22 protein-coding genes are annotated in these 22,837 nt (G+C 64.5%); 13 read left to right on the top strand and 9 right to left on the bottom strand.

Annotation, left to right across the window (positions count from 1 at the left end; translation table 11 throughout):
* Window positions 1-34 precede the first annotated feature (34 nt).
* The 4 genes from IVB46_RS28345 to IVB46_RS28330 all read left to right on the top strand — a co-directional run bounded on the left by IVB46_RS28345 (window position 35) and on the right by IVB46_RS28330 (window position 2,841).
* A complete protein-coding gene (locus IVB46_RS28345; RefSeq protein ID WP_071908493.1) occupies window positions 35-502 on the top strand; it encodes a PH domain-containing protein in 468 nt (155 codons plus the stop codon).
* A gap of 14 nt (window positions 503-516) precedes the next feature.
* Window positions 517-1,290: a bifunctional 2-polyprenyl-6-hydroxyphenol methylase/3-demethylubiquinol 3-O-methyltransferase UbiG gene (gene ubiG, locus IVB46_RS28340; protein WP_247343924.1), complete on the top strand. Its 774-nt coding sequence runs from the start codon at window positions 517-519 to the stop codon at window positions 1,288-1,290.
* Window positions 1,291-1,397: 107 nt separating this feature from the next.
* Entirely contained in the window at window positions 1,398-1,679 is a 282-nt protein-coding gene (locus tag IVB46_RS28335) for a GIY-YIG nuclease family protein (RefSeq protein ID WP_247316482.1), read from the top strand.
* Window positions 1,680-1,941: 262 nt separating this feature from the next.
* On the top strand, window positions 1,942-2,841 hold the full coding sequence (locus IVB46_RS28330; RefSeq protein WP_247316481.1) for an EamA family transporter: 900 nt from the start codon (window positions 1,942-1,944) through the stop codon (window positions 2,839-2,841).
* On the opposite strand, the gene IVB46_RS28325 is transcribed toward IVB46_RS28330, so the two are convergent.
* The 4 genes from IVB46_RS28325 to IVB46_RS28310 are packed head-to-tail and all read right to left on the bottom strand — an operon-like array spanning window position 2,838 to window position 5,312.
* The gene (locus IVB46_RS28325; RefSeq protein ID WP_247316479.1) at window positions 2,838-3,320 is read right to left on the bottom strand and encodes a DUF1178 family protein; all 483 of its coding nucleotides are present in this window, start codon (window positions 3,318-3,320) and stop codon (window positions 2,838-2,840) included. The genes IVB46_RS28330 and IVB46_RS28325 overlap by 4 nt on opposite strands.
* Complete coding sequence (locus tag IVB46_RS28320) at window positions 3,317-4,195, bottom strand: carbon-nitrogen hydrolase family protein (RefSeq protein WP_247316477.1); 879 nt, start codon at window positions 4,193-4,195, stop codon at window positions 3,317-3,319. The genes IVB46_RS28325 and IVB46_RS28320 overlap by 4 nt, the downstream gene beginning before the upstream one ends.
* Window positions 4,192-4,467, bottom strand: a complete 276-nt coding sequence (gene grxC, locus IVB46_RS28315; RefSeq protein ID WP_063980577.1) for a glutaredoxin 3 — start codon at window positions 4,465-4,467, stop codon at window positions 4,192-4,194. The genes IVB46_RS28320 and grxC overlap by 4 nt, the downstream gene beginning before the upstream one ends.
* A gap of 35 nt (window positions 4,468-4,502) precedes the next feature.
* Window positions 4,503-5,312: a ComF family protein gene (locus tag IVB46_RS28310; RefSeq protein ID WP_247343919.1), complete on the bottom strand. Its 810-nt coding sequence runs from the start codon at window positions 5,310-5,312 to the stop codon at window positions 4,503-4,505.
* Window positions 5,313-5,532: 220 nt separating this feature from the next.
* Here IVB46_RS28310 and IVB46_RS28305 point away from each other — a divergent pair, with 220 nt between their 5' ends.
* The gene (locus IVB46_RS28305; RefSeq protein ID WP_247316473.1) at window positions 5,533-6,399 is read left to right on the top strand and encodes a methyltransferase domain-containing protein; all 867 of its coding nucleotides are present in this window, start codon (window positions 5,533-5,535) and stop codon (window positions 6,397-6,399) included.
* 139 nt (window positions 6,400-6,538) lie between these two features.
* Here the strand turns inward: IVB46_RS28305 and IVB46_RS28300 are convergent, their stop codons facing one another.
* From IVB46_RS28300 to IVB46_RS28290, 3 genes are all read right to left on the bottom strand, one after another.
* Entirely contained in the window at window positions 6,539-6,949 is a 411-nt protein-coding gene (locus tag IVB46_RS28300; RefSeq protein WP_247316471.1) for a (deoxy)nucleoside triphosphate pyrophosphohydrolase, read from the bottom strand.
* A gap of 11 nt (window positions 6,950-6,960) precedes the next feature.
* Window positions 6,961-8,202, bottom strand: a complete 1,242-nt coding sequence (argJ, locus tag IVB46_RS28295; protein ID WP_247316469.1) for a bifunctional glutamate N-acetyltransferase/amino-acid acetyltransferase ArgJ — start codon at window positions 8,200-8,202, stop codon at window positions 6,961-6,963.
* Between the two features lie 100 nt (window positions 8,203-8,302).
* Entirely contained in the window at window positions 8,303-9,223 is a 921-nt protein-coding gene (locus IVB46_RS28290; protein WP_063980581.1) for a peptidylprolyl isomerase, read from the bottom strand.
* A gap of 354 nt (window positions 9,224-9,577) precedes the next feature.
* On the opposite strand from IVB46_RS28290, the gene secA reads away from it, so the two are divergent.
* Window positions 9,578-12,418 (top strand): preprotein translocase subunit SecA, encoded by a 2,841-nt coding sequence (secA, locus tag IVB46_RS28285; RefSeq protein ID WP_247316467.1) that lies wholly within the window; start codon window positions 9,578-9,580, stop codon window positions 12,416-12,418.
* 233 nt (window positions 12,419-12,651) lie between these two features.
* On the opposite strand, the gene IVB46_RS28280 is transcribed toward secA, so the two are convergent.
* A complete protein-coding gene (locus IVB46_RS28280) occupies window positions 12,652-13,086 on the bottom strand; it encodes a MarR family transcriptional regulator (RefSeq protein WP_014490415.1) in 435 nt (144 codons plus the stop codon).
* A gap of 179 nt (window positions 13,087-13,265) precedes the next feature.
* Here IVB46_RS28280 and IVB46_RS28275 point away from each other — a divergent pair, with 179 nt between their 5' ends.
* From IVB46_RS28275 to IVB46_RS28245, 7 genes are all read left to right on the top strand, one after another.
* Window positions 13,266-14,450 carry a substrate-binding domain-containing protein gene (locus IVB46_RS28275; RefSeq protein WP_247316465.1) on the top strand — a complete coding sequence of 395 codons (1,185 nt, stop codon included), beginning with the start codon at window positions 13,266-13,268 and terminating at the stop codon, window positions 14,448-14,450.
* 151 nt (window positions 14,451-14,601) lie between these two features.
* Window positions 14,602-16,116, top strand: coding sequence for an amidase (locus IVB46_RS28270; RefSeq protein WP_063980617.1), 1,515 nt, complete (start codon window positions 14,602-14,604; stop codon window positions 16,114-16,116).
* A 96-nt stretch (window positions 16,117-16,212) separates the two neighbouring features.
* Window positions 16,213-17,070 (top strand): branched-chain amino acid ABC transporter permease, encoded by an 858-nt coding sequence (locus tag IVB46_RS28265; RefSeq protein WP_247343915.1) that lies wholly within the window; start codon window positions 16,213-16,215, stop codon window positions 17,068-17,070.
* Between the two features lie 2 nt (window positions 17,071-17,072).
* Entirely contained in the window at window positions 17,073-18,290 is a 1,218-nt protein-coding gene (locus tag IVB46_RS28260; protein ID WP_247343912.1) for a substrate-binding protein, read from the top strand.
* A 6-nt stretch (window positions 18,291-18,296) separates the two neighbouring features.
* Complete coding sequence (locus tag IVB46_RS28255; RefSeq protein ID WP_247316463.1) at window positions 18,297-19,430, top strand: branched-chain amino acid ABC transporter permease; 1,134 nt, start codon at window positions 18,297-18,299, stop codon at window positions 19,428-19,430.
* Complete coding sequence (locus IVB46_RS28250; RefSeq protein WP_028149473.1) at window positions 19,417-20,151, top strand: ABC transporter ATP-binding protein; 735 nt, start codon at window positions 19,417-19,419, stop codon at window positions 20,149-20,151. The genes IVB46_RS28255 and IVB46_RS28250 overlap by 14 nt, the downstream gene beginning before the upstream one ends.
* Window positions 20,144-20,839, top strand: coding sequence for an ABC transporter ATP-binding protein (locus tag IVB46_RS28245; RefSeq protein ID WP_247316462.1), 696 nt, complete (start codon window positions 20,144-20,146; stop codon window positions 20,837-20,839). The genes IVB46_RS28250 and IVB46_RS28245 overlap by 8 nt, the downstream gene beginning before the upstream one ends.
* Before the next feature lie 107 nt (window positions 20,840-20,946).
* Here IVB46_RS28245 and IVB46_RS28240 read toward each other — a convergent pair whose 3' ends face one another.
* A complete protein-coding gene (locus IVB46_RS28240; protein ID WP_247316460.1) occupies window positions 20,947-22,506 on the bottom strand; it encodes a murein L,D-transpeptidase family protein in 1,560 nt (519 codons plus the stop codon).
* Window positions 22,507-22,837 lie beyond the last annotated feature (331 nt).

The following is a 22,837-nucleotide window of genomic DNA, read 5'->3' as shown; positions in this document are numbered from 1 at the left end:
AGGTCTGGCTTGGGGGTATGGGTTAACCGAGATCATGGCGCGTTATATCGACGAGATCCTGCAACCGGGCGAGCGGGTGCTGTATTCGACCAATGCGCACTGGATCTTCTATTTTCCGGCCATCGTGGCCTGGATCGTGGCTCTCGCCTTTCTCGTCCTGATGCCGCAGGCCACGGCCGATGGCCTCAGGGTGCTGTGCCTCATAGCCGCCGGCGTCGTGGCTTTGGCCGCCCTTTACTGGACCATCAAGGGCTGGTTCCATCGCTTCACGACCGAGACCGACGTCACCAACTTGCGGGTTGTGCACAAGACGGGGTTCATCAAGCGCCGGACCTTTGAAATGGCGCTGGACAAGGTCGAGAGTGTCGACGTCGACCAGTCGATTCTTGGACGTATTCTCAACTACGGCGACGTGACGATTCGCGGCGTTGGCGAGGGGATCGAAAAGATCACGACCGTCGACACGCCGCTCGCCTTCCGTAGTTCGATCACCACGCGGTAGGACCGCGCCTAACCATGAGCATGCAGCAAAATACTTCCGCAACCGCAAGCCCGCAGCCGGGCTCGACCGTCGACGCCGCCGAGATCGCGAAATTCTCGAAACTTTCGGCCGAGTGGTGGGACCCCAACGGCAAGATGGCGCCGCTGCACCGGATCAACCCGCTGCGGCTCGGCTACATCCGCGACGCCGCCTGCCGCAAGTTCGAGCGCAACGTGCGCAGCCTCAACTGTCTTGGCGGCCTGCGCGTGCTCGACATCGGCTGCGGCGCCGGCCTGTTGTGCGAGCCGCTGTCGCGCCTCGGCGCCCAGGTCATCGGCGTCGATCCCTCGGTGAGCAACATCGCCGCCGCGAAGCTGCACGCCGACAAGAGCCATCTGTCGATCGATTACCGCTGCACCACGGTCGAGGAGATCGACCCGCGCGAGCGCTTCGACATCGTGCTGGCGATGGAAGTGGTCGAGCACGTCGTCGATGTCGGCGTTTTCCTCAAGCGCTGCGCGGCGCTGCTGAAGCCGAGCGGGCTGATGGTGGTCTCGACGCTGAACCGGAACTGGAAGAGCTTCGCGCTCGCCATCGTCGGCGCCGAATACGTCCTGCGCTGGCTGCCGCGCGGCACCCACGAATGGAACAAGTTCGTCACCCCCGACGAGCTGACCAAATATCTTCTGGACAACCGCCTCGTCATCACCGAGCAGACCGGTGTCGTCTACTCACCCTTCGCCGACAAATGGACCCTCTCGTCGGATATGGACGTGAACTACATGGTCGTGGCGGAAGGGATGGTCTGAGGACTGAGTAGGGTGCGAGCTGTTTCTCCACAAACGGTGTCGTCCCTGCGAACGCAGGGACCCATAACCACAGGCGACAGTCGTTAGCCGAGACAGGCGCTCCGAGCATGTACTACGTCTACATCCTCGCCAGCCGCCACCACGGAACGCTCTACATCGGCATCACCAACTCGCTCCAGAAGCGGTTAGAAGAGCACCGGACCGGCAAGGGCTCGAAATTCGTTAAGCGTTACGACGTGCACCGGCTTGTCTACACCGAGGCTTTCGAGCGAGCGGAAGAGGCGATTGCCCGCGAAAAGCAGCTGAAACGCTGGAAACGCGACTGGAAGATCGAACTGATCGAGCGGGAAAATCCCGAGTGGCGTGACCTGAGCGATCTGCTGGTTTGACGGTGTGATGTTGCCAAGCAAGTGCTGTCGTCCCTGCGAACGCAGGGACCTATACCGCGGAATCTGTCGGTAGCGGCGCGGTGGTAGACGTGCGGGTCGGCAGTCTTCGCCAAACTGCTCCCTGGGGGTATGGGTCCCTGCGTTCGCAGGGACGACACCGAATTTGTTGCGTGAGCATCGCTCCTATGATCTGGGCGTGATTGACCTGCTTCGCCGCTAGCGGCAGGTTGGCCACGGCTTCCCCTCCTACCGCTCCACCCGCATGCTCACCATCGCCAGCCTCTGGATTCCCTTCACCGTCATTGCTGCGCTCGGCCAGGTCGCGCGCAACGCGATGCAGCGGTCGCTCACGAAGCCGCTGGGGACCTGGGGCGCGACCAATATCCGCTTCCTGTTCGGCTTCCCGTTCTCGCTGCTGTTTCTGGGCGTGGTGCTGGTCGCGACCGGTGATCACCTCGGCATGCCGCCGACCGTGTTCTGGCCCTGGCTGTTGCTCGGGGCGCTCAGCCAGATCGTTGCGACCGGGCTGATGCTGCTCGCGATGAACGATCGCTCCTTCGTGGTGACGACGGCGTACCTGAAGACCGAGGCGATCCAGACCGCGATTTTCGGCTTCGTCTTCCTCGGCGATCACCTGACCTGGCTGAAGGTGCTGGCGATCGTGATCGCGACCGTCGGCGTCGTCATCACCGCACTCCGGCCCGGCGGCGAGAAGAGCTTTGCGGAATTGAGGCCGACCATCACGGGCCTCGGTGCGGCCGCGGCGTTCGCGCTCTCAGCCGTTGGCTTCCGCGGCGCCATCATCAACGTGCCTGACGTCTCCTTCGTGACGGCAGCGTCGTTCACGCTGGTGCTCGGCCTGTTCGTGCAGACGCTGATCCTGACCATCTATCTGCTCTGGCGGGCGCCAAAGGTGCTCCAGTCGATCCTGGGATTGTGGAAGCCGTCGCTGCTCGCCGGCTTCATGGGCGCCTTCGCCTCGCAGTTCTGGTTCCTGGCATTCGCGCTGACGGCCGCCGCCAATGTCCGCACGCTCGCTTTGATCGAGGTGCTGTTCGCGCAAGGCGTGGCGTATTACTCGTTCAAGCAGCCGATCGCGCCGCGCGAGATCTTTGGTATCGCGCTGATCGTGGTCGGCGTTGCGGTGCTGGTGGGGGCCTAGTTCCTATCTTCCGGGAGCGTCGGCAGCGGCGACACCTCGATGCCTTCGTCGATCAGCGACTTTGCCTCGTCGGGCGAAGCCTCACCATAGATCGGGCGGTGCTCCTTGTCGCCGTAATGCATCGCGCGGGCTTCGTTCGCAAAACGCTCGCCGACATTGTCGGCGTTCTTGACGATGTGATCGCGCAGCTCCTTGAGCTTGGCGCGCAACTCGCGCTCCTGCGCCATCATCAGCGAGGTCGGTCCCGACGGCGCGGCCTCGGGCGCAGGCGTTGAAGCCGGCTCCGGCGGCGGCGTCGCCGGTCCGCGGCCCTTCTTGCCGATGATCCGCGGGGCCATGATCGCCTTCTCGACCTTGGCCGAGCCGCAGATCGGGCAAGTCACGAGCTTGCGCTTCACCTGCGAATCATAAGCCGACGAGCTCTGGAACCAGCTTTCGAATGCGTGGCTTCGGTCGCAGTGGAGCGCGTAGCGGATCATGCCGATCCCCGCACGAGGTGGAGATGGTCCGGCCCGGCCTTGGGATCGGCGACGCCGAAGCGGCGGCCGTGCTGGAGCGAGGGGATCGCGCGGCGTGCGGTCTCGACCTTGGCCGGGTCGATCTTGGCCATGATGATACCGGGCTCGACATCGCCCTCGGCGAGGATCTCGCCCCAGGGATCGATGATCAGCGAGTGACCATAGGTCTCGCGCTTGTTCTCATGGGTGCCTGCCTGCGCCGCCGCGAAGATGAAGCAGCCGGTCTCGATCGCGCGCGAGCGCAGCAGGATGTGCCAGTGCGCCTCGCCGGTCTTGCGGGTGAAGGCCGAGGGCACGGTGATGAAATACGCGCCGCTCTCGGCCAGCGCACGGTAGAGCGCGGGGAAGCGCACGTCGTAGCAGATCGTCAGCCCGACGCGGCCCCAGGGCAGGTCGGAGATCACGGCGGTCTCGCCCGGCTGGTAGTTGGCGGATTCGCGATAGCTCTCGCCGTCCGGCAATTCGATGTCGAACATGTGGATCTTGTCGTAGCTCGCGAGCACATTGCCCTCGGGGCCGATCAGGAAGGACCGGTTGACCGCTTTTTCGTCCGAGTAGCGCAGCGCCAGCGATCCGACATGGATGTGGATCTTCAGCTCGGCCGCGAGCGCGCGATAGGCCCTTAGCGAGGTGTCGTCCTCTTCGCTCTGGAGGTGCTCGAACAGCGCCTTGCGGTTGAGCTGCATCATGTTGCTGACTTCGGGCGTCTGCACGTAGTCGGCGCCATTGGCGGCAGCCTGCCGGATCAGCCTGGTGGCCTGCGCGAGGCTCGGCTCGGGCATCAGCCCGGTGCGCATCTGGACCATCGCGGCGGTGAAGGTGCGATCCTCGCTCATGACACCGCCTTTACGCTTTCGAGCAGGCCGTCGAGCTTGCCCTCGCGGTCGAGCGCATAGAGCTCGTCGCAACCGCCGACATGGGTTCCGCCGATCCAGATCTGCGGGAAAGTCGAGCCCCCGCCGGCGCGGTCGTACATCTCTTCGCGCCAGGACGGGTTCCTGGCGATGTCGAACTCCGTGAAGGTTGCCTTCTTGCGGGTCAGCAGCGATTTGGCGGCGGAACAATAGCCACAGCCCGGCCTGGTGTAGATTTCGACAGCGTCGGTCATGTCGTGTGGCGCTCTCATGTCATGAAGTCATTGAATTATATGGGACGGGGGCCGCTCTCGACAACCCGGGCGAAGACCAGCACGTCCACCTGGGCCGCCTTGGCGCGGAGCAGGGCCCGCGCACAGGCGTCCAGCGTCGCCCCCGAGGTGAGGACATCGTCGATCAGGACGATGCGGCGGCCCTGGATTTCCGCCTGGCGGTCGGGGGATACCTGGAATGCGCCCTGCACATTGGTGGCGCGCTGGGTCCGCGACAGGCCGATCTGCTGCTCAGTCGCACGCACCCGGCGCAGCACTTCGCCGCGCACCCTGACACCGCTCTGCCGCGCGATGATGCGCGCCAGCGCCCCGGACTGGTTGTAACGGCGGCGCCAGGCCCGGCGCCAATGCAGGGGCACCGGCGCCAGCATGTCGGCTCCGGTGAGCAGTTCGGCGCCCGCGCGCGCCATCCAGCGGCCCATGGCCGGCGCCAGATCGGTACGGTCCTGGTATTTCAGCGCATGCACCAGCGTGCGCGCGACGTCGTCATAGCGCACCGCCGCGCGTGCACGCTGGTAGGCCGGCGGGCTGGCGATCGCCTCCATCGACAGCATCTCGGGGCCGGGATCATAGACGAAGGGAATGCCGAGCCGTGGACAATAGGGCCGTTCGATGAACGACAGCCGCGCCCAGCAGGCTGCGCAGACGCCCTCGCCGTCGACCGGCTCGCGGCAGGACACGCAGAGCGTCGGCAGCGCAATGTCGAGCGCGAGCCGTGCGGCGCGTAACAGCACGTGGCGGCCGGCCGTCCACGCGGCATGCAACGGCACGGCGATGGAGCGGGTGGGGGCGGCGTCGGCTTCCATGGGGAGAGGCTAGCGTTCTGTTTACGGGGGCTCAAGCCACACTCTCGCGCCCCGGACGCAGCGCAGCGCTCCCGGCGATGCGAAGCATCGTCCGGTGCGGTGCGCTGCAGAGCCGGGGCCCATCTCGCCGCATCGTGCGGTGGTGCCTTCTGGGTCCCGGCTCTGTGCAGCAGCGCTAAGAGCGCCGCAGCGCGTCCGGGACACGAGAGAGGAGATTGCCATGGCGGTCGTGATCGGCGTAACCAGCGGCATGGCCCAGACCCCGCAGACCCCGCCCGCTCTGTTCGATCGCGCATTGCTGCATGCGCGGCAGCGGCGCGCACATGCGCAGGGCGAGGTGACATTCCTGCTCGATCGTGTTGCAGAGGACATGACTGACCGGCTGGCCGCCGTGATGCGGGAATTTCACGCTGCGGCCGATCTCTGGACGCCCGGAGAGGGGCTCATAGGGCTGCCATCACTTCGGCGGATCGCGCTCGACGAAGCGGGCGCGGAAAAACTGCCCTTTGCCCCGGAAAGTCTCGACCTCGTCGTCTCGGCGCTGGCGCTGCAATTCGTCAACGACCTGCCGGGGGTGCTCATGCAGGTGCGGCGTGCGCTGAAGCCGGACGGATTGCTGCTCGCCGCGATGATCGGCGGCGACAGCCTGACCGAGTTGCGCCAGGCCTTTGCCGCGGCGGAGGCCGAATGCGAGGGTGGCGTGTCGCCGCGCGTGGCCCCGTTCGCGGATCTGCGCGATATCGGCGCGCTGTTGCAGCGGGCAGGCTTTGCGCTTCCGGTCACCGATGTCGACCGTGTCGTGGTGCGCTACGCCAATGCGTTTGCGCTGATGCAGGATCTCCGCCGCATGGGCGCGGCCAATGTGCTGATCGAGCGGCGGCGTACCCCGACGCCCCGCGCGACGCTGCTGCGCATGGCCGAAATCTACGCCGAACGCTTTGCGGATGCCGATGGCCGCATCCGTGCGACATTCGACATCATCTGGCTCTCCGGCTGGGCCCCGCATGCGAGCCAGCAGCAGCCGCTGAAGCCGGGGTCGGCAAAAGCGAGCCTGGCGGAGGCGGTGAAGAAGGCGGGGAAGGAGTGATCCTCATGGTGAGGGGGCGCGTAAGGCGCGCTTAGCGGACGATGCTTCGCATCGCCGCGAGAACCATGCAGGCCCCGCTCTCGCCGTGTGGCCATCCTTCGAGACGCGCGTGCCGCGCTCCTCAGGATGAGGTCCGTACTCACATCAGCAAATCGATCAGATGCGGGATTAACGGAATGTCCGCGGGCGGCATCGGGTAGTCGCGCAGCTTGTTGGCGCGGACCCAGGTCAGGGTCTGGCCTTCGCGCGGGGTGACCAGCCCCTCCCAGCGCCGGCAGATGTAAAGCGGCATCAGCAGGTGAAAGGTCTCGTAGCCGTAGCTCGCAAAGGTCAGCGGCGCCAGGCACGGTTCGGCGACGGTGATGCCGAGCTCTTCGTGCAGCTCGCGGATCAGGCTCTGCTCCGGCCGCTCGCCGGGCTCACACTTGCCGCCGGGGAATTCCCAGAGGCCCGCAAGCGTCTTGCCCTCCGGGCGCTGCGCGATCAGGACGCGCTTGTCGGCGTCGACGAGCGCGCAGGCCACCACCAATGTCAGTTTGAGATCGGCCATCGGCGTTCGGTTTAAGACCTGTAATCCCCGTTGATCGCGACATACTCCTTCGTCAGGTCGCAGGTCAGCACGCGGTCGCGACCCTTGCCGAGGCCGAGCGAGACCTTGATGGCGATTTCCGGGGCCTTCATCGCTTCCGACACCTGCGCCTCGTCATAGGACGGATCGCGCGCGCCGCTCTTGGCGACGCGGATGCCGTTGAAGGAGATCGAGAGCTTGTCGCGATCGGCCGGCTCGCCGGCCTTGCCGACCGCCATCACCACGCGGCCCCAATTGGCGTCCTCGCCGGCGATTGCGGTCTTGACCAGCGGCGAGTTCGCAATCGACATCGCGATCTTGCGCGCCGACGCCTTGGTCTTGGCGCCTTCCACGGTGATCTCGACCAGCTTGCGCGCGCCTTCGCCGTCGCGGGCGACCTGCTCGGAGAGATTGGCGAGCACCTGGTTGAAGGCTTTCACGAAGGCCTTCAGGCGGGGGTCGTTGGCGCGGCTGATCTTTGGCGCGCCGTGCTCGGCGGCGGCGCCAGTGGCGAAGGCCAGCAGCGTGTCCGAGGTCGAGGTGTCGCCGTCGATCGTCACCGCGTTAAAGGTGTCCTCGACGCCGCTCTTGAGCAACGCTTGCAGGGCGGCGGGTGCGATCGGCGCGTCGGTGAAGATGAAGGACAGCATCGTCGCCATATCGGGCGCGATCATGCCGGCGCCCTTGGCCATGCCGTTGATGGTGACCTTGGCCTTGCCGAGCTTCACGGTCGCGGTCGCGACCTTGGGGAAGGTATCGGTGGTCATGATCGCCTTGGCCGCGGCGAGATAGTCGCCGGACTCGGCAGTCTCGGCCAGCCGGCCGAGCACACCGTCGAACTTGGTCGCGTCCAGCGGCTCGCCGATCACGCCAGTCGAGGCCAGGAAGATCTCGCCCTCGCTGCATCCGACCGCCTTGGCCGCGATCTTCGCGGTCAGCGCGGTGGAGCTGCGCCCGGTCTTGCCGGTGAATGCATTGGCGTTGCCGGAATTCACCACCAGCGCGCGCGCCTTGCCGCCCTTCAGCTTGGCGCGGCACCATTCCACCGGCGCGGAGGGGCATTTCGACCTGGTGAAGACGCCCGCGACCGCGGTGCCCTTGTCCATTACCGCCAGCAGCACGTCGGTGCGGTTCTTGTAGCGGATGCCGGCTTCGGCCGTCGCAAGGCGGACGCCCGCGATCACGGGCATGTCGGGGACAGTTTTGGGGGCGAGCGGGGAGACGGAGGAGGACATCGGGGCGCCTTGGTGAGGTCTGGATATGCAGATGGCCGGGCATTTGCCCGGCCATTGCGACGTTAGATACTATTGGCGTCCGCGAAGTGACAGCGAATTCTTACTTCTTCGCGGGGGGCGCCATCTTGCTGTCGGACGGCTTGGCAGGGTCGGCCGGCTTGGCATCCGGCTTGGCATCCGCTGCCGGCTGGTCCGTCCGCTCGACCTTGGCTTCCGCGCGGAGCTTGGCGACGTAGTCGGCCTGGGCCTTGCGGGTGACGTACTGCTCGATCTGGGCCTTGACCTGCTCGAAGTCCGGCGCCTTGCGGTTGCGCTTTTCCTCGACCTTGATGATGTGCCAGCCGAACTGCGACTTCACGGGATCGGAGATCTTGCCCGGCTCCAGCGTGAAGGCCACGGCCGAGAACTCCGGCACCATCTGCTCCTTGGTGAAGAAGCCGAGGTCGCCGCCATCGGCGGAGCCCGGATCCTTGGACTTCTTCTTGGCGAGCTCGGCGAAATCGGCGCCCTTGTCGAGCTCGGCCTTCACCGCCTTGGCCTCGTCCTCGGTCTCGACCAGGATGTGGCGGGCGCGGACCTCCTGCTCGCCGGTGATCTGCTTGGAGGCCTCCTCATAGACCTTCTTCATGGCGTCGGGGGTGGTGGCGGCCTTGCCCTCGTTGGCGAGCAGGCTGTCCATCAGCAGGCGGTTCCGGGCGAACGCCAGGCGCTTCTTGAACTCGTCGCCGTCGGCGACCTTCTTGTCCTCGGCAGCCTTGCTGACGATTTTCATGTCGATCAGGAAGGACAGCACATTCTCGTCCTTGGTCGCCGGGTCCATCTGGGCGAGGCTCGCCCCGAGTTCCTCCTCGGCCATGGCAACGTCGCTCTTCTTGATTTCCGCGCCATTGACCTTCGCCAGCACCGGATCGTCGGCAGCCCGGCCGGGACCCGCGATCAGCGCCAACGCAAGGCAGCCCACGAGGGCGGTGGCGAGGCCGAAGCGCAGGCCGGTTTTGGTTACCGGGAACGAGGTGGTCATGGAAAATCCTTTTGTTGAAGCAGGGGGCTGCTCTAGCGGGGCGGACACTCGCCCAATTCAGGGGGGCTTGGCAACGCGAAAAGTCTGTCAAAATGATGAATTAGCCGCAATGCGCCCGCCGTTGACAAGGCCCCGACCGGGCCATATCTCTGCCCGGTCGCGACCATGGCGATGGCGTTTATTTTGCTGCGTTTTTGGCCGTTGAACCCAGACTTGCCCAATTCCCACCCATATGGCGGATGACCCCCCGCAGTCCGGGCTCTGTCGCCATCAGGCGTCACGGTGAGTTGATAGGCAGGGGGGTGACAACTTCTTGGCTGCAACGCGGTTGAATCGCGAACACAGGAACTAGGCATGATCGGCGCGCTCGCCCGCAAGTTTTTCGGCTCCGCCAACGACCGGCGGGTGAAGGGATACCAGTCCCGCGTCAACGCGATCAACGCGCTGGAGCCGGAGGTTTCGAAACTCTCCGACGAGGCACTGAAGGCCCGCACCGTCGAGTTCAAGAAACAGCTCGCCGAGGGCAAAACGCTCGACGATCTGCTGGTGCCGGCCTTCGCCACCGTGCGCGAAGCTGCCAAGCGCACGCTCGGCCAGCGTCATTTCGACGTCCAGTTGATCGGCGGCATCGTGCTGCACGAGGGCGACATCGCGGAGATGAAGACCGGCGAAGGCAAGACGCTGGTCGCAACGCTCGCGGTGTACCTCAACGCGCTCGCGGGCAAGGGCATCCACGTCGTCACCGTCAACGACTACCTCGCCCGCCGCGACTCCGGCTGGATGGGCCAGATCTACAGCTTCCTCGGCTTGACCACCGGCGTCATCGTCCACGGCCTCGACGATTCCGAACGCAAGGCTGCCTATGCCTGCGACATCACCTACGGCACCAACAACGAATACGGCTTCGACTATCTGCGCGACAACATGAAGTACCGGCTCGAGGACATGGTCCAGCGCCCGCACTTCTACGCCATCGTCGACGAAGTCGACTCGATCCTGATCGACGAAGCGCGCACGCCGCTGATCATCTCCGGCCCGCTCGACGACCGTTCCGATTTCTACAACACCATCGACGGCTTCCTGCCCAAGCTCGACAAGACCGATTACGAGGTCGACGAGAAGCAGCGTACGGTGACGCTGACCGAAGGTGGCATGGAGAAGATCGAGACGTTGCTGCGCGACGCCGGCCAGCTCAAGGGCGAGTCGCTCTACGACGTCGAGAACGTTTCCGTCGTGCACCACATCAACCAGGCGCTGCGCGCCCACACGCTGTTCACGCGCGACAAGGACTACATCGTCCGCGACGACGAGGTCGTCATCATCGACGAGTTCACGGGACGCATGATGGCCGGCCGACGTTATTCAGAAGGCCTGCATCAGGCGCTTGAAGCCAAGGAGCATGTCCAGGTTCAGCCGGAAAACCAGACGCTGGCCTCGATCACCTTCCAGAACTATTTCCGGATGTACGAAAAGCTCGCCGGCATGACCGGCACGGCGCTGACCGAAGCCGACGAACTCTTCGACATCTACAAGCTCGAAGTCGTGGAGATCCCGACCAACGTGCCGGTCGGCCGCCTCGACGAGGACGACGAGGTCTATCGTACCCAGAACGAGAAATACGCCGCGATCCTGGCCGAGATCGAGCGCGCCAATGCGCGGCTGCAGCCGGTGCTGGTCGGCACCGCCTCGATCGAAAAATCGGAAGTGATCGCCGAATACCTCAAGAAGCACGGCTACCGGCAGATCGATTTCGGCAACGAGAATTCGATGCAGAAGCTGTACGCCGCGGCCCGCGCCGGCAAGCCGGCAAAACTGTTCGCGGTGCTGAACGCGCGCTTCCACGAGCAGGAAGCCTATATCGTCGCGGAAGCCGGCGTGCCCGGCGCGATCACGATCGCCACCAACATGGCCGGCCGCGGTACCGACATCAAGCTCGGCGGCTCGCTCGAGATGCGGATCCAGCAGGAGACTGCCGGCATCGAGGACGAGGCGGAGAAGGCGAAGAAGATCGAGCAGATCAAGGCCGACATCGAGCACTTCCGCGAGATCGTGCTGAAGGCCGAGGAAGAGGTCGAGATCGAGCCGGCGAAGGGCTCGAAGCCCGCCAAGACCGTGAAGAAGCCCGGCGGCCTCTACATCATGGGATCCGAGCGTCACGAATCCCGCCGCATCGACAACCAGCTGCGCGGCCGTTCCGGCCGTCAGGGCGACCCCGGCCGCTCGAAGTTCTTCCTGTCGCTGGAAGACGATCTGATGCGCATCTTCGGTTCGGATCGCCTCGACAGCATGCTGCAGCGTCTCGGCCTCAAGGAAGGCGAGGCGATCATCCATCCCTGGATCAACAAGGCGCTCGAGAAGGCGCAGCAGAAGGTCGAGGCGCGCAACTTCGACATCCGCAAGAATCTGCTCAAGTTCGACAACGTCCAGAACGACCAGCGCAAGGTGATCTTCGACCAGCGCGTCGACTTGATGAAGGACGACAGCGTCGCCGAGACCGTTACCGACATGCGCCACGCCTTCATCGACGATCTCGTCGCCAAGCACGTGCCCGAGCATGCCTATGCCGAGCAGTGGGATGTGGCCGGCCTGAAGGAAGAGCTGAAGCGCGTGCTCGATCTCGACCTGCCGGTCGACGACTGGGCCAAGGAAGAGGGCATCGCCGACGAGGAGCTGCTCACCCGCATCGAGACCAAAGCCGACGAGCACATGGCGGCCAAGGTCGGGCAATGGGGTCCCGACGTGATGCGTTACGTCGAGAAGACCATTCTGCTCCAGACGCTCGACCATCTCTGGCGCGAGCATCTGATCATGCTCGACCATCTGCGCCAGGTCATCGGCCTGCGTGGCTACGGCCAGCGCGATCCGTTGCAGGAGTACAAGACCGAGGCCTTCAATCTCTTCCAGGAGATGAGCGCGCATCTGCGCGAGGCCGTCACGGCGCAGCTGATGCGGGTCGAGATCGTCCCGCCGGAGCAGGAAGCCCCCGTGCTGCCGCCGATGGAAGCGCACAAGTTCGACCCGAACACCGGCGAGGACGAGATGGCGCTCGCCAGCGTCACGCTCGGTGCGCAGGCTTCCGACGCAGCTCTTCGCGATCCGAAGAACCCGGCAAGCTGGGGCAAGGTCGGCCGTAACGAGGATTGCCCCTGCGGCTCAGGCAAGAAGTACAAGCACTGCCACGGGCGCTACGCGTAGCCGCTAGCCCCGCTGTCATGCGCGCGTGAGACGCGATGTTCGCGCCTCACGCTCCACTGTCGTCGCCCGGCTCGACCGGGCGACCCGGTACGCCGCGGCCTCTCGGTTGAATCACTAGCGTCTCTGGAATACTGGATCGCCCGCTTTCGCGGGCGATGACGGCTGAGTGTGTGTGGCGATTTGCGCCACGCCCTCACGAGATGAAGTGTTGCGAGAGCGCGCCAAGCCAGCGCTCAATTCGAGCTGTCGATCAAGCTCTCCAGCAGCCGCTTCAATTCGCTCGTCGATTTGTCGCCATAGCTCTCCAGGATGTGCTCCTCCTGGTCGACCGCGAGCGAGTTGAGCTTCTTGCACAGCACCTTGCCGCGGTCGGAGATGAACATCAAAACCTTGCGGCGATCATTCGGGTCCTGCACGCGATAGACCAGCGTGTCGGAGACCATGCGGTCGATCATCTTGGTCAGCGTCGGATGATTGAGCAGCACCGCGTCCGCGAGTTCGCCCATCGAGTGGCCATCGCCGTCCGACAACACCTTAAGGATGCGCCACTGCTCGACGGGAACGCCTTCCTTGCTCAGCCGCAGTTCCAGCTGCCGGTTGATCTCCCGGTTGGCTTGCGCGAGCAGGTAGGCGAGGTGTTCGGTGATCGGGGAGTTCGGTTTTGCCACGGCTAAGACTTCGTCTTGACCCAAATGAGTGAATGTCTTGCAATCAATGCTGCTTCTATATGCACTTCAATTGTTGAATATTCAATATTTTCAAAATAGGATGTTTGCCTAACAAAAGGGCGGATGCCGCGGCCGCCTGCTCATTGTGCTTTCAGGTCTGGTGCCAGACAGGAGTTGGCGTGCACGCGACGGTAAACTTCCCGGCTCACGGCAGTCCGGCGATGCCGCCGTCCTTGCTGCTGAGGAATCTGTCGTCGTCGGGAGCCGATAGCTCGCTGTCGCCGGGCGATCATGCTTTCCTCAGGCGGCGTGGCGCGAACAAGCTGCGCATCGGCGGCTTCATCTGCTGCACGGGATCGCCGGGTGTGTGGGGCCCCTGCGCGACCAACAGCGCGCAGCTCGCCGTTGCCGAGATCAACAAGCGCGGCGGCATCCTCGGCCGCGAGATCGAGCTGTCGATCTACGACGCCGGCGGGCCGCTCGATGAGGTGCTGAACCGCGCCGAGCAGGCGATCGCGTTCGACGAGGTCGATCTCATCGTCGGGCTGCATACCAGCGCGGTCCGCGTCGGTTTGCGCGACGTCACCACGCGTCATCGCATCCCCTACATCTATACGCCGGTCTATGAAGGCGGCGAGCGCACGCCCGGCGTGATGGCGATCGGCGAGACGCCGCGCTGGCAGAGCCGGCCGTCGATCCACTGGCTTGCCGACGTCAAGAAGGCGTCGCGCTGGTACCTGATCGGCAGCGATTACGTTTGGCCCTGGCAATCGCACCGCGCCGTGAAGAACTACATCAGGGAAACCGGGGGCCACGTCGTCGGTGAGGAGTTCGTCCCCCTCGGCGAGGACAATCACGAGCCGCATCTGGCGCGCATCCGTGCCGCGCGGCCCGATGTCGTGCTGATCTCGCTGATCGGCACCGACAGCGTCACCTTCAATCGTGCGTTCGGCGAATGCGGCCTCGGTGCCGCGACGCTGCGGCTGGCGGGGGCCATGGACGAGACGGTGCTGCTCGGCATCGGCGCCGACAACAGCGAGAACATGTTCTGCGCATCCGGCTATTTCTCCGGTATCGGCTCGCGGGCCAATGACGACTTCCAGATCCGCTATCGCGCGATGTTCGGGCCGAACGCCCCGCCGATCGGCTCGCTCGGCCAGTCCAGCTATGAAGGCCTGCGTTTCCTCGAAGCCGTGGCGAAAAAGGCAGGTTCGCTGTCGATGGCGCCCATGCTCGCGGCCGGCCGCAACATCGTTTACGGCGGCGCGCGCGGCCCGGTCGTCGTTCGCAACGGCCACGCCCGCATGCAGATGTATCTCGCGGAGGCCGACGGCCTCGACTTCAAGCTGATCAAGCCGGTCTGAGTCTGCTGCGGCAATCCGGACAGCCCCATCTCAAAATAATACTTGAAAAGGAAAATATTTCCGCTTTGAATGTTTCAGCAGGGCCGCTGCGCGCGTCGCGCCAATCGCGGCCGCGCGCAGGGACCGTACCAAGAAACTTCAGGAGAGCGCCGTGACAGTTGTCCTTCCCACGCCTGCCCAACTTCTCGACGTCGCCAAGCAGTGCGGCCTTTCGCTGACCGATGCCGATGTTGCCTCGTTCCGCGGCCTGATGCAGGGCTCGATCGAGGCCTATAATCTCGTCGGCGCGATGCCGGACGAAGTGCCGGAGGTCAAATATCCCCGCACGCCGGGCTATCGGCCCTCGCCCGAGGAGAACCCGCGCAACGCCTGGTACCGCAAGTCGACCGTGAAGGGTGCGGCGAGCGGCAAGCTCAAGGGCAAGACCGTCGCGCTGAAGGACAACATCATGCTCGCTGGCGTGCCCATGATGAACGGTTCGGCGACGCTCGAGGGCTACGTCCCCGATTTCGACGCCACCATCGTCACGCGCATGCTCGATGCCGGCGCCGAGATCGCCGGAAAAGTGCATTGCGAATCCTTCTGCATGTCCGGCGGCAGCCACACCGGTGCGGTCGGTGCCGTGCACAATCCGCACAAGATGGGCTATTCGGCCGGCGGCTCGTCCTCTGGTTCCGGCGTCGTGGTCGCGCTCGGCGAGGTCGACATGGCGATCGGCGGCGACCAGGGCGGCTCGATCCGCATGCCATCCTCGTTCTGCGGCACCTACGGCATGAAGCCGACCTGGGGACTCGTCCCCTACACCGGCATCATGCCGATCGAGGTCTTCGTCGACCACACCGGTCCGATGACCGCGACCGTCGCCGACAATGCGCTGCTGCTCGAAGTGCTCGCCGGCGACGACGGCTACGATCCCCGCATTAAGGCGCCGAAGGTCGAGGAGTACACCAAGGCGCTCGGCCAGGGCGTCAAGGGCATGAAGATCGGCATCCTCAAGGAAGGCTTCGAGCAGGCGAACGCGGAGGCCGCCGTCAACGAAAGCGTCCGCGAGGCCGCCAAGCGCTTCAAGGACCTTGGTGCCACGGTCGAGATCGTCTCGATCCCGATGCATCTTGTCGGTCCCGCGATCTGGACGCCGATCGGCACGGAGGGCATGACCCAGACCATGATGTATGGCGATGGCTATGGCCTCAGCCGCTCTGACCTCTACTCGACCTCGCTGATGGACTTCCATCGCGGCTGGCGCCGGCAGGCGGATTCGCTGTCGGAGACGACAAAACTGTTCCTGATGCTCGGGACCTACATCAACAATAGCTTCGGTCCCCGCTATTACGGCAAGGCCCTCAACATCTCGCGTCGCCTGACCGCGGCCTATGACAAGGCGTTCGGCGAATACGACCTGCTGCTGCTGCCGACGACGCCGATGAAAGCGACGAAGCTGCCGGAGCCCACCGCCAGCCGCGAAGACTACGTCGCCCGTGCGCTGGAGATGATCTCCAACACAGCGCCGTTCGACATCACCCATCATCCCGCGATGTCGCTGCCCTGCGGCATGGTCGACGGCCTGCCCGTCGGCCTGATGCTGGTCGGCCGCATGTTCGAGGAATCCACAATCTACCGCGCCGCCCATGCTTTCGAGCAGATCGGCGACTGGAAGAAGATGTGAGCGAGGCACTGATGCAGACGGACGGAGCAGAGCGTCTTCGAGCGAAGTGGATACCGGTTCGCGTCAAGAAAACGCGTCAAAACAAGAATCCAACGCATGGCTAACGCGTTCGTCGCGGCGTTCGAGATCCTGAGCTTTGGCGCGATCATCGTCCTGATCGTGCTGGGGCTCGGAATCATCGCCAGCATGATGGGCATCTTCAACTTCGCCCAAGGAGAGTTCGTCCTGCTCGGGGCCTACATCACCTATCTCGCCTACGCCAAGGGCCTGCCGATCTGGGCCGGCATGGTCGCGGCGCCCTTCGTGGTCGGTGCGCTCGGCTTCGTGCTGGAGGCGTTGATCATCCGCCGCTTCTACGCTGCGCCGATCGTGGCGATGCTCGGCACCTATGCACTCGGCCTGATCATCCGCGAATCCGTGCGCGGTCTGATCGGCGGCTTCTATCTCACCGTGCCCGAGCCGATCGGCGGCTCGATTGATATCGGCGCCATGCACATCTCGGCCTGGCGCTTCACCATCATCGTCATCACGCTTTTGGTGATGGCGGGCTGTTACCTCCTGCTGTCGCGCACGAGTTTTGGCCTGCGCATGCGCGCCACCTTGGAAAATCCCTCGCTGGCGCGGGCCTCAGGCATTTCCACGCCCCTGATGTACGGCGCCACGTTTGCGTTCGGCTCCGCGCTCGCCGGCCTTGCCGGTGCGCTGATCGTGCCGGTGTTCAGCCTGTACGCCGATCTCGGCCTGCGCTTCCTGATCCAGGGTTTTGTCGCGGTGATGGTCGGCGGCGTCGGCTCCTTCATCGGACCGGTGGCGGGCGCCGGCGTCATCGGCACCCTCAGCGCCGCGCTGCCATGGGTGATGGCGCCCGTCGTCGCCGACGTCCTCGTCTTCGTGCTCGCCATTGTCTTCATCAAATTTCGGCCACAGGGCCTCATCGCTGGAAAAGCGGTTTAGTCATGTTCGATCGTACTCAGCTTTCGCGTCGCCGCTTCCTCTCCAATCTTGCCTTTACCACCGGCGCGGTCGCGACCGGCGTCGGCAGCTGGGTGATCCCGGCGCCGTGGGCGAACGCGGCGGAAGGCCCGATCAAGGTCGGTATCGCGACCGATCTCACCGGCCCGATCGCCTATGCCGGCAATGCCGACGCCAATGTCGCCAAGATGGTGATCAAGGAGATCAATACGGCCGGTGGTCTGCTCGGCCGTCCGCTCGAGCTCTATATCGAGGACACTGCGTCGAACGAATCCGTCGCCGTCGGCAACGTCCGAAAACTGATCCAGCGCGACAAAGTCGACATGGTGCTGGGCGGCATCACCTCGTCGATGCGCAACGCGATCAAGGACCCGATCGTGGCGCGCGGCAAGACGCTCTACATCTATCCGCAGCTCTACGAAGGCAAGGAGTGCACGCCCTACCTGTTCTGCACCGGGCCGACGCCCGCGCAGCAGTGTGACGAGTTCATCCCCTGGCTGATCAAGAACGGTGGCAAGAAGTTCGCGCTGCCGAGCGCCAACTATGTCTGGCCGCACACGCTCAACGTCTACGCCCGCAAGGTCATTGAGGCGAACGGCGGCGAGGTCGTGTTCGAGGAATATTACCCGCTCGACCAGATCGACTTCTCATCGACCGTCAACCGCATCATCTCCAACAAGGTCGACGTCGTCTTCAACACCGTCATTCCGCCGGGTGTCGGCCCGTTCTTCAAGCAACTCTATGAAGCGGGCTTCCTCAAGAACGGCGGGCGCCTAGCCTGCGTCTACTATGACGAGAACACGCTCAACATCAACCAGGCCGCGGAGATCGAGGGGCTCGCAAGCTGTCTCGACTATTTCAAGGTGCTGACCAAGGAGAACCCGTTCGACGCCAAAATCCAGGCGGCGTATGAGAAGGACTTCCCCGGCAACTTCCTGTTCGCGGCCGGCAGTGCCGCGACCGGCACCTATCGCGGCCTCAAGCTGTGGGAAGCGGCCGTGAAGGAAGCCGGCAAGGTCGATCGCGACTCGGTTGCCGCCACGCTCGATCACGCCAAGATCGCCGAAGGCCCGGGCGGACCGGCCGAGATGGTGCCGGGCAAGCGGCACTGCAAGATGAAGATGTACACCGCCGTCGCCAAGGGTGAGAACTACGAGATCGTCGGACGCAGCGACGGGCTCGTCGATCCCAAGGAATGCTGAGGCGGAATGCCTAAGTCGATGACTGTGGTAAGAGAAGCCATCGCCGGCGACGAAGCGGACGGTGCGATGGCTGAACGCGTGGCCGCGGGACAGGCCAAGGAACAGGTCAAGGCAGGACGAAAGGTCCTGCCGATCGTGGAGGGCGTCGTGCTCGTCGCGGCGCTGCTCGCGCCGCTGGTGCTGCAGGACTACCTCACCGTGTTCGCGACCCGCGTGATCATCCTCGCGCTGTTCGCGTTGTCGTTCGATCTGGTCTGGGGCTATGCCGGCATCATGAGCTTTGGCCAGGCCCTGTTCTTCGGTTCGGCCGGCTATGGCGTCGCGCTGCTCGCGCGCGACCTCGACATCACCAACATCTTCCTCGTGCTCCCTGCCGGCACGATCATCGGCCTTACCTTCGCGCTGCTGCTCGGCGGCTTCCTGCTGCTCGGACGGCATCCCTCCAGCGTCATCTTCGTGTCGCTGGGCACGCTGACCGGCTCCTACGCCGCCGATCGCCTCGCGCGCGGCTGGTACTATCTCGGCGGCCAGAACGGCATCCCCTCGATCGCGCCGATGTCGCTCGGCGGCTACGAATTTACTGAGGGCCCGGCCTTCTACTATCTCGTGCTCGGTATCCTCGTCGTGGTCTACCTGCTCTGCCGCTTCCTGGTACGCTCGCAATTCGGCCTGGCGCTTGCGGGCCTGCGCGAGAACGAGCAGCGCATCGCCTTCTTCGGCTACAAGGTACAGCACCTGAAGGCGATCATCTTCGCGATCGGCGGCGCCATCGCAGGTCTTGCCGGCAGCCTTTATGCCTTCCACGAAGGTTTCGTCTGGCCCAACATGGTCGGCGTCGTCGTCTCGACGCAGGTGGTGCTCTATGTGCTGTTCGGCGGCTCCGGCACGCTGATCGGCGCTGTCATCGGGACCATCATCGTCGAAGGAGTCAGCTTCTGGCTCTCCGACAACTACCGCGAGATCTGGCCGATCATCCTCGGACTGCTGCTGCTGCTCGTGATCCTGTTCCGGCCGCTTGGCCTGATCAGTTTTGTGCTCGGCGAGCGCGAACGGGTCGGCAGCTTTGGTGCCAAGCCCAAGGAGACCGAGAAGCGGACTGAGAAGCAGACTGAGAAGGAGAAGCGCAATGCCGCTCCTTGAAGCTGCCGGCATCAAGAAGATCTTTGGTAAGCTCACCGCGCTCGACGGCGCCGCGCTCACCGTCGGCGAGAACGAGTTTCACGGCCTGATCGGACCGAACGGCTCCGGCAAGAGCACGCTGATGAAGTGCATTGCGGGGGCCGAAGTGCCGACCCAAGGCAAAGTGAGTTTCATCAACACCGACATCACCGCGTTCACGCCGACCGAACGGGCCCGGGCCGGCATGAGCCTGAAATTCCAGATCACCAGCGTGCTGCCGACGCTGACGCTCTACGACAACATCCTGCTCGCGCTGCAGGCGCAGTCCTCGCTGTTCGATCTCGTATTCTCGCGCACGCGCGGCGCGCTCCACGACCAGGTCATGACCATGCTGACGCAGTTCCGCCTCGCCGATCGCGCCTTCGACGCGGCGGCCGCATTGTCGCACGGCCAGCAGCAATGGCTGGAGATCGCGATGGCGCTCGCGGGCAAGCCGAAGCTGCTGCTGCTGGACGAGCCGACCGGCGGCATGAGCCTGGAGGAGCGCCGCGTCACCGGTGAATTGCTTCAGCCGATCAAAAAACATTGCTCGCTCGTCATCGTCGAGCACGACCTCGATTTCATCCGCGACATCTGCGATCGGTTGACCGTGCTCGACCAGGGCAAGGTGCTGGCATCAGGCACCGTGTCGGAGATCCAGGCCAATAAATCCGTTCAGGAGATCTATCTGCGCCGTGCCTGAATTTTTGGACATCAAGCATCTCGACGCGGGCTATGGCCGCAGCCAGGTCCTGTTCGACGTCACCCTCGGCATTCCCTGGCGCGGCGGCGTCGCCGTGCTCGGCCGCAATGGCGCCGGCAAGACCACGCTGATGAAGACCATCGTCGGCGAGCTGCCGGCATGGAAGGGTGAGGTCGCGTTCGACGGGCGCGACATCAGCCGCCGCGCGACCCAGGAGCGCGTGCGCGCCGGCATCGGCTACGTGCCGCAGGAGCACTCGGTGTTCGCGCGCCTGTCGGTGCGCGACAATCTCGCGGTCGGCTCGCTCGCCAGCAAGAAGGCCGACGCGGTCGATCAGGTGCTGACCATCTTCCCGAAACTCGGCCAGCGCCTCGACCAGCCCGCCGGCACCCTCTCTGGCGGTGAGCGCAAGATGCTCGCCATCGGCCGCGCGATGCTGGGCGATCCAAAGCTGTTGTTGCTGGACGAGCCGACCGAAGGCGTCTGGATCGGCGTGATCGAGGAGATCACCGAGCGCCTGATCGAGCTCGCGAAGAGCATCGCCGTCATCATCGTCGAGCAGCACCTCGACCTCGCGCTGCGCGTCGCCGATTACGCCTACGTGCTCGACCGCGGCAGGGTCGCGCTGCAAGGGCAGGCGAATGATGTGCGCGTCAATCCGGAGCTGATGCGGTACCTGGCGCCGTAGGTCGCTGCCCGTCTTTGAGTGAGGCGCAGCGCTCTCACCGTACCTCATCAAGGGGAATGACGGCGTCAGGCTGAGATGGATCGGAGAGATTAAGCGGAGCGCCGCCCTTACTTCACCGCCCCAAAGCGGCTGTCGAACGAGTTCGACGACACCACCGGCGCGGCGCCCATGATCTGCGTCGCTTCACTCGCGCCATCCGACACCGACGGCTTCAGCGCCGGACGCGTCGCGGCGAGGCGCGTGTCCGGCTTCACCGGTTCGGCGGGCTTGGCGGCGGCGACGGCCGGCTTCGGCGCGTCCTTGGACGTGTCGCGGCCGGGCACGAATCGGGTCACTGCGGCCTTCAGCCTCGACGTCGCGGTGGGCGGCGTTGCTGGAGCAGTGGTCGGGGCCACGGACGCGGTCGCTTGCGGCGGCGGCGTGGTCGCCGTCGTGTCGGCGGTGCCGAGGCCCATCTTGCGGCCGAGGTTGGAGAAGAAGCCGCCTGACGATTTCTCTTGGGATTTCTCGCTGGTCGGCGCGGCTGCGGCGACGCGGGTGGTGGCGGCGGGGGCGCTGACGGCGACGACCGGCTCCTGGTTCGCGGGAGCGGCGGCGATCGCATCGAGATTGGGCTTGGGCGGATTGACGTGTCCGGGGATCGTGCCCGGCGCCTTCGCCATCGCCAGCATCTCCAGGGTCGAGCCTTCGGCGTTCTCCGACAGTCCGGTCGATCCCTCCGGAATCTTCGAGGCAAAAATCTTGTTCATGCCGCCGTCGATGCCGGTGTTCATGCGCGCGATCGGCGTGCCCTTGGCGACGAGCTTGTTGTACTCGACCTGGTCGCGCGCATCCTTGTCGCGCACCGCGCTGGCGATGTTCTCGGGGATCACATAGGCCGGGCACTTCGCGGACGCGTCGAACACCGGATCGCGCTTCGCGTCGGGCGTCTTCGTTGCGTCGAACACGTATTTGCGCTCGCAGAAATCGACCTTCGGCTCCTGCCGCGTCACCTCGAAATGATCATAGCCTTCCTTGATCATCTTCCAGAACGGCATGTTCGGGTTGTTCCGGTGCTTGGCCATGTTCACCGGCGTCATCTTGAACGGATAGGCCTGCAGCTGAAACGCCTTCTGGCCGCCGAAGAACGACTCGCGGCCAAGCGAATAGATCTCCGCGATCTGCTCGTCCGTCATCGCGTAGCAGCCGCGCGACGAACAATCGCCGTGCACCATCAGCTGCGAGCCGGTGCGCCCCAGAGCCTTGTCGAACGCGTTCGGATAGCCCGTGTTGAACGAGAGATAGTAGGCCGACTGCGGATTCATCTGGCCCGGATTGATTGAGTAGAATCCCTCCGGCGCCTGGCGGTCGCCTTCGCGTACCTTCGGGCCGAGGTCGCCCGACCAGCGGCAGATCGGATAGGTCTTGAGCAGCGCGAACTGGCCGTTGCGGGCCTGCTTCCAGACCTCGAGCTCGGCCTCCTGCTTGAACAGGCGCACCAGGATCGGCGATTGCAGGTCCATGTCCTTCTCGACCATCGCGGCGAGAAGCTTTGGCGGCACCGGCTGGTTGGCCTTGGCGTTGGTCGCGAGCGAAACCTGGTCGGTATCGCAGCCGGCCAGCAGAACACTGGCCGTCAGCAGCGCAACCGAAGCCAAAAGCGCGCGAGCAAGCGAACGAGAAATCAAGATGGACCCCACACCGTGCCGGGCAGAGAGCGCGAACCCCAATCTCGAAGCATGATCCGACCGGAGATCCGGACCCGTCGTGACGGGTGTTTTCGAACCACGCTCCAGCGCTTGTGCCCTGAAGCCATTGATTAAAATTCTAACCTCTGGGTCATGTGGTCGCAACCCGAGCTGGGATCACGAGCCCGTTGGCCCAGTGGCATGGTCAACGAAGACTAAATGGACGCGACTTTGGGCCGTACTTGGGCTTTCCGGCCCAATCCGGACAGAGATCGCTGATTTGGGCAAAAAAAGGGTTAACGGGGAGTTACTGGAGGTCTCGTAGGGTGGG

Origin of the sequence: Bradyrhizobium sp. 61, from assembly GCF_023073075.1 — a bacterium.
Taxonomy (GTDB): domain Bacteria; phylum Pseudomonadota; class Alphaproteobacteria; order Rhizobiales; family Xanthobacteraceae; genus Bradyrhizobium; species Bradyrhizobium barranii.
The sequence above is the reverse complement of the archived record's forward strand: the minus strand, read 5'-3'. Positions and strand labels throughout refer to the sequence as shown.

Bases quoted from the DNA above. Each gene is read 5' to 3' on its own strand.
- IVB46_RS28345 (WP_071908493.1), top strand. From the start codon at position 35: ATGGCGCGTTATATCGACGAGATCCTGCAACCGGGCGAGCGGGTGCTG.
- ubiG (WP_247343924.1), top strand. From the start codon at position 517: ATGAGCATGCAGCAAAATACTTCCGCAACCGCAAGCCCGCAGCCGGGC.
- IVB46_RS28335 (WP_247316482.1), top strand. From the start codon at position 1,398: ATGTACTACGTCTACATCCTCGCCAGCCGCCACCACGGAACGCTCTAC.
- IVB46_RS28330 (WP_247316481.1), top strand. From the start codon at position 1,942: ATGCTCACCATCGCCAGCCTCTGGATTCCCTTCACCGTCATTGCTGCG.
- IVB46_RS28325 (WP_247316479.1), bottom strand. From the start codon at position 3,320: ATGATCCGCTACGCGCTCCACTGCGACCGAAGCCACGCATTCGAAAGC.
- IVB46_RS28320 (WP_247316477.1), bottom strand. From the start codon at position 4,195: ATGAGCGAGGATCGCACCTTCACCGCCGCGATGGTCCAGATGCGCACC.
- grxC (WP_063980577.1), bottom strand. From the start codon at position 4,467: ATGACCGACGCTGTCGAAATCTACACCAGGCCGGGCTGTGGCTATTGT.
- IVB46_RS28310 (WP_247343919.1), bottom strand. From the start codon at position 5,312: ATGGAAGCCGACGCCGCCCCCACCCGCTCCATCGCCGTGCCGTTGCAT.
- IVB46_RS28305 (WP_247316473.1), top strand. From the start codon at position 5,533: ATGGCGGTCGTGATCGGCGTAACCAGCGGCATGGCCCAGACCCCGCAG.
- IVB46_RS28300 (WP_247316471.1), bottom strand. From the start codon at position 6,949: ATGGCCGATCTCAAACTGACATTGGTGGTGGCCTGCGCGCTCGTCGAC.
- argJ (WP_247316469.1), bottom strand. From the start codon at position 8,202: ATGTCCTCCTCCGTCTCCCCGCTCGCCCCCAAAACTGTCCCCGACATG.
- IVB46_RS28290 (WP_063980581.1), bottom strand. From the start codon at position 9,223: ATGACCACCTCGTTCCCGGTAACCAAAACCGGCCTGCGCTTCGGCCTC.
- secA (WP_247316467.1), top strand. From the start codon at position 9,578: ATGATCGGCGCGCTCGCCCGCAAGTTTTTCGGCTCCGCCAACGACCGG.
- IVB46_RS28265 (WP_247343915.1), top strand. From the start codon at position 16,213: ATGGCTAACGCGTTCGTCGCGGCGTTCGAGATCCTGAGCTTTGGCGCG.
- IVB46_RS28260 (WP_247343912.1), top strand. From the start codon at position 17,073: ATGTTCGATCGTACTCAGCTTTCGCGTCGCCGCTTCCTCTCCAATCTT.
- IVB46_RS28255 (WP_247316463.1), top strand. From the start codon at position 18,297: ATGCCTAAGTCGATGACTGTGGTAAGAGAAGCCATCGCCGGCGACGAA.
- IVB46_RS28250 (WP_028149473.1), top strand. From the start codon at position 19,417: ATGCCGCTCCTTGAAGCTGCCGGCATCAAGAAGATCTTTGGTAAGCTC.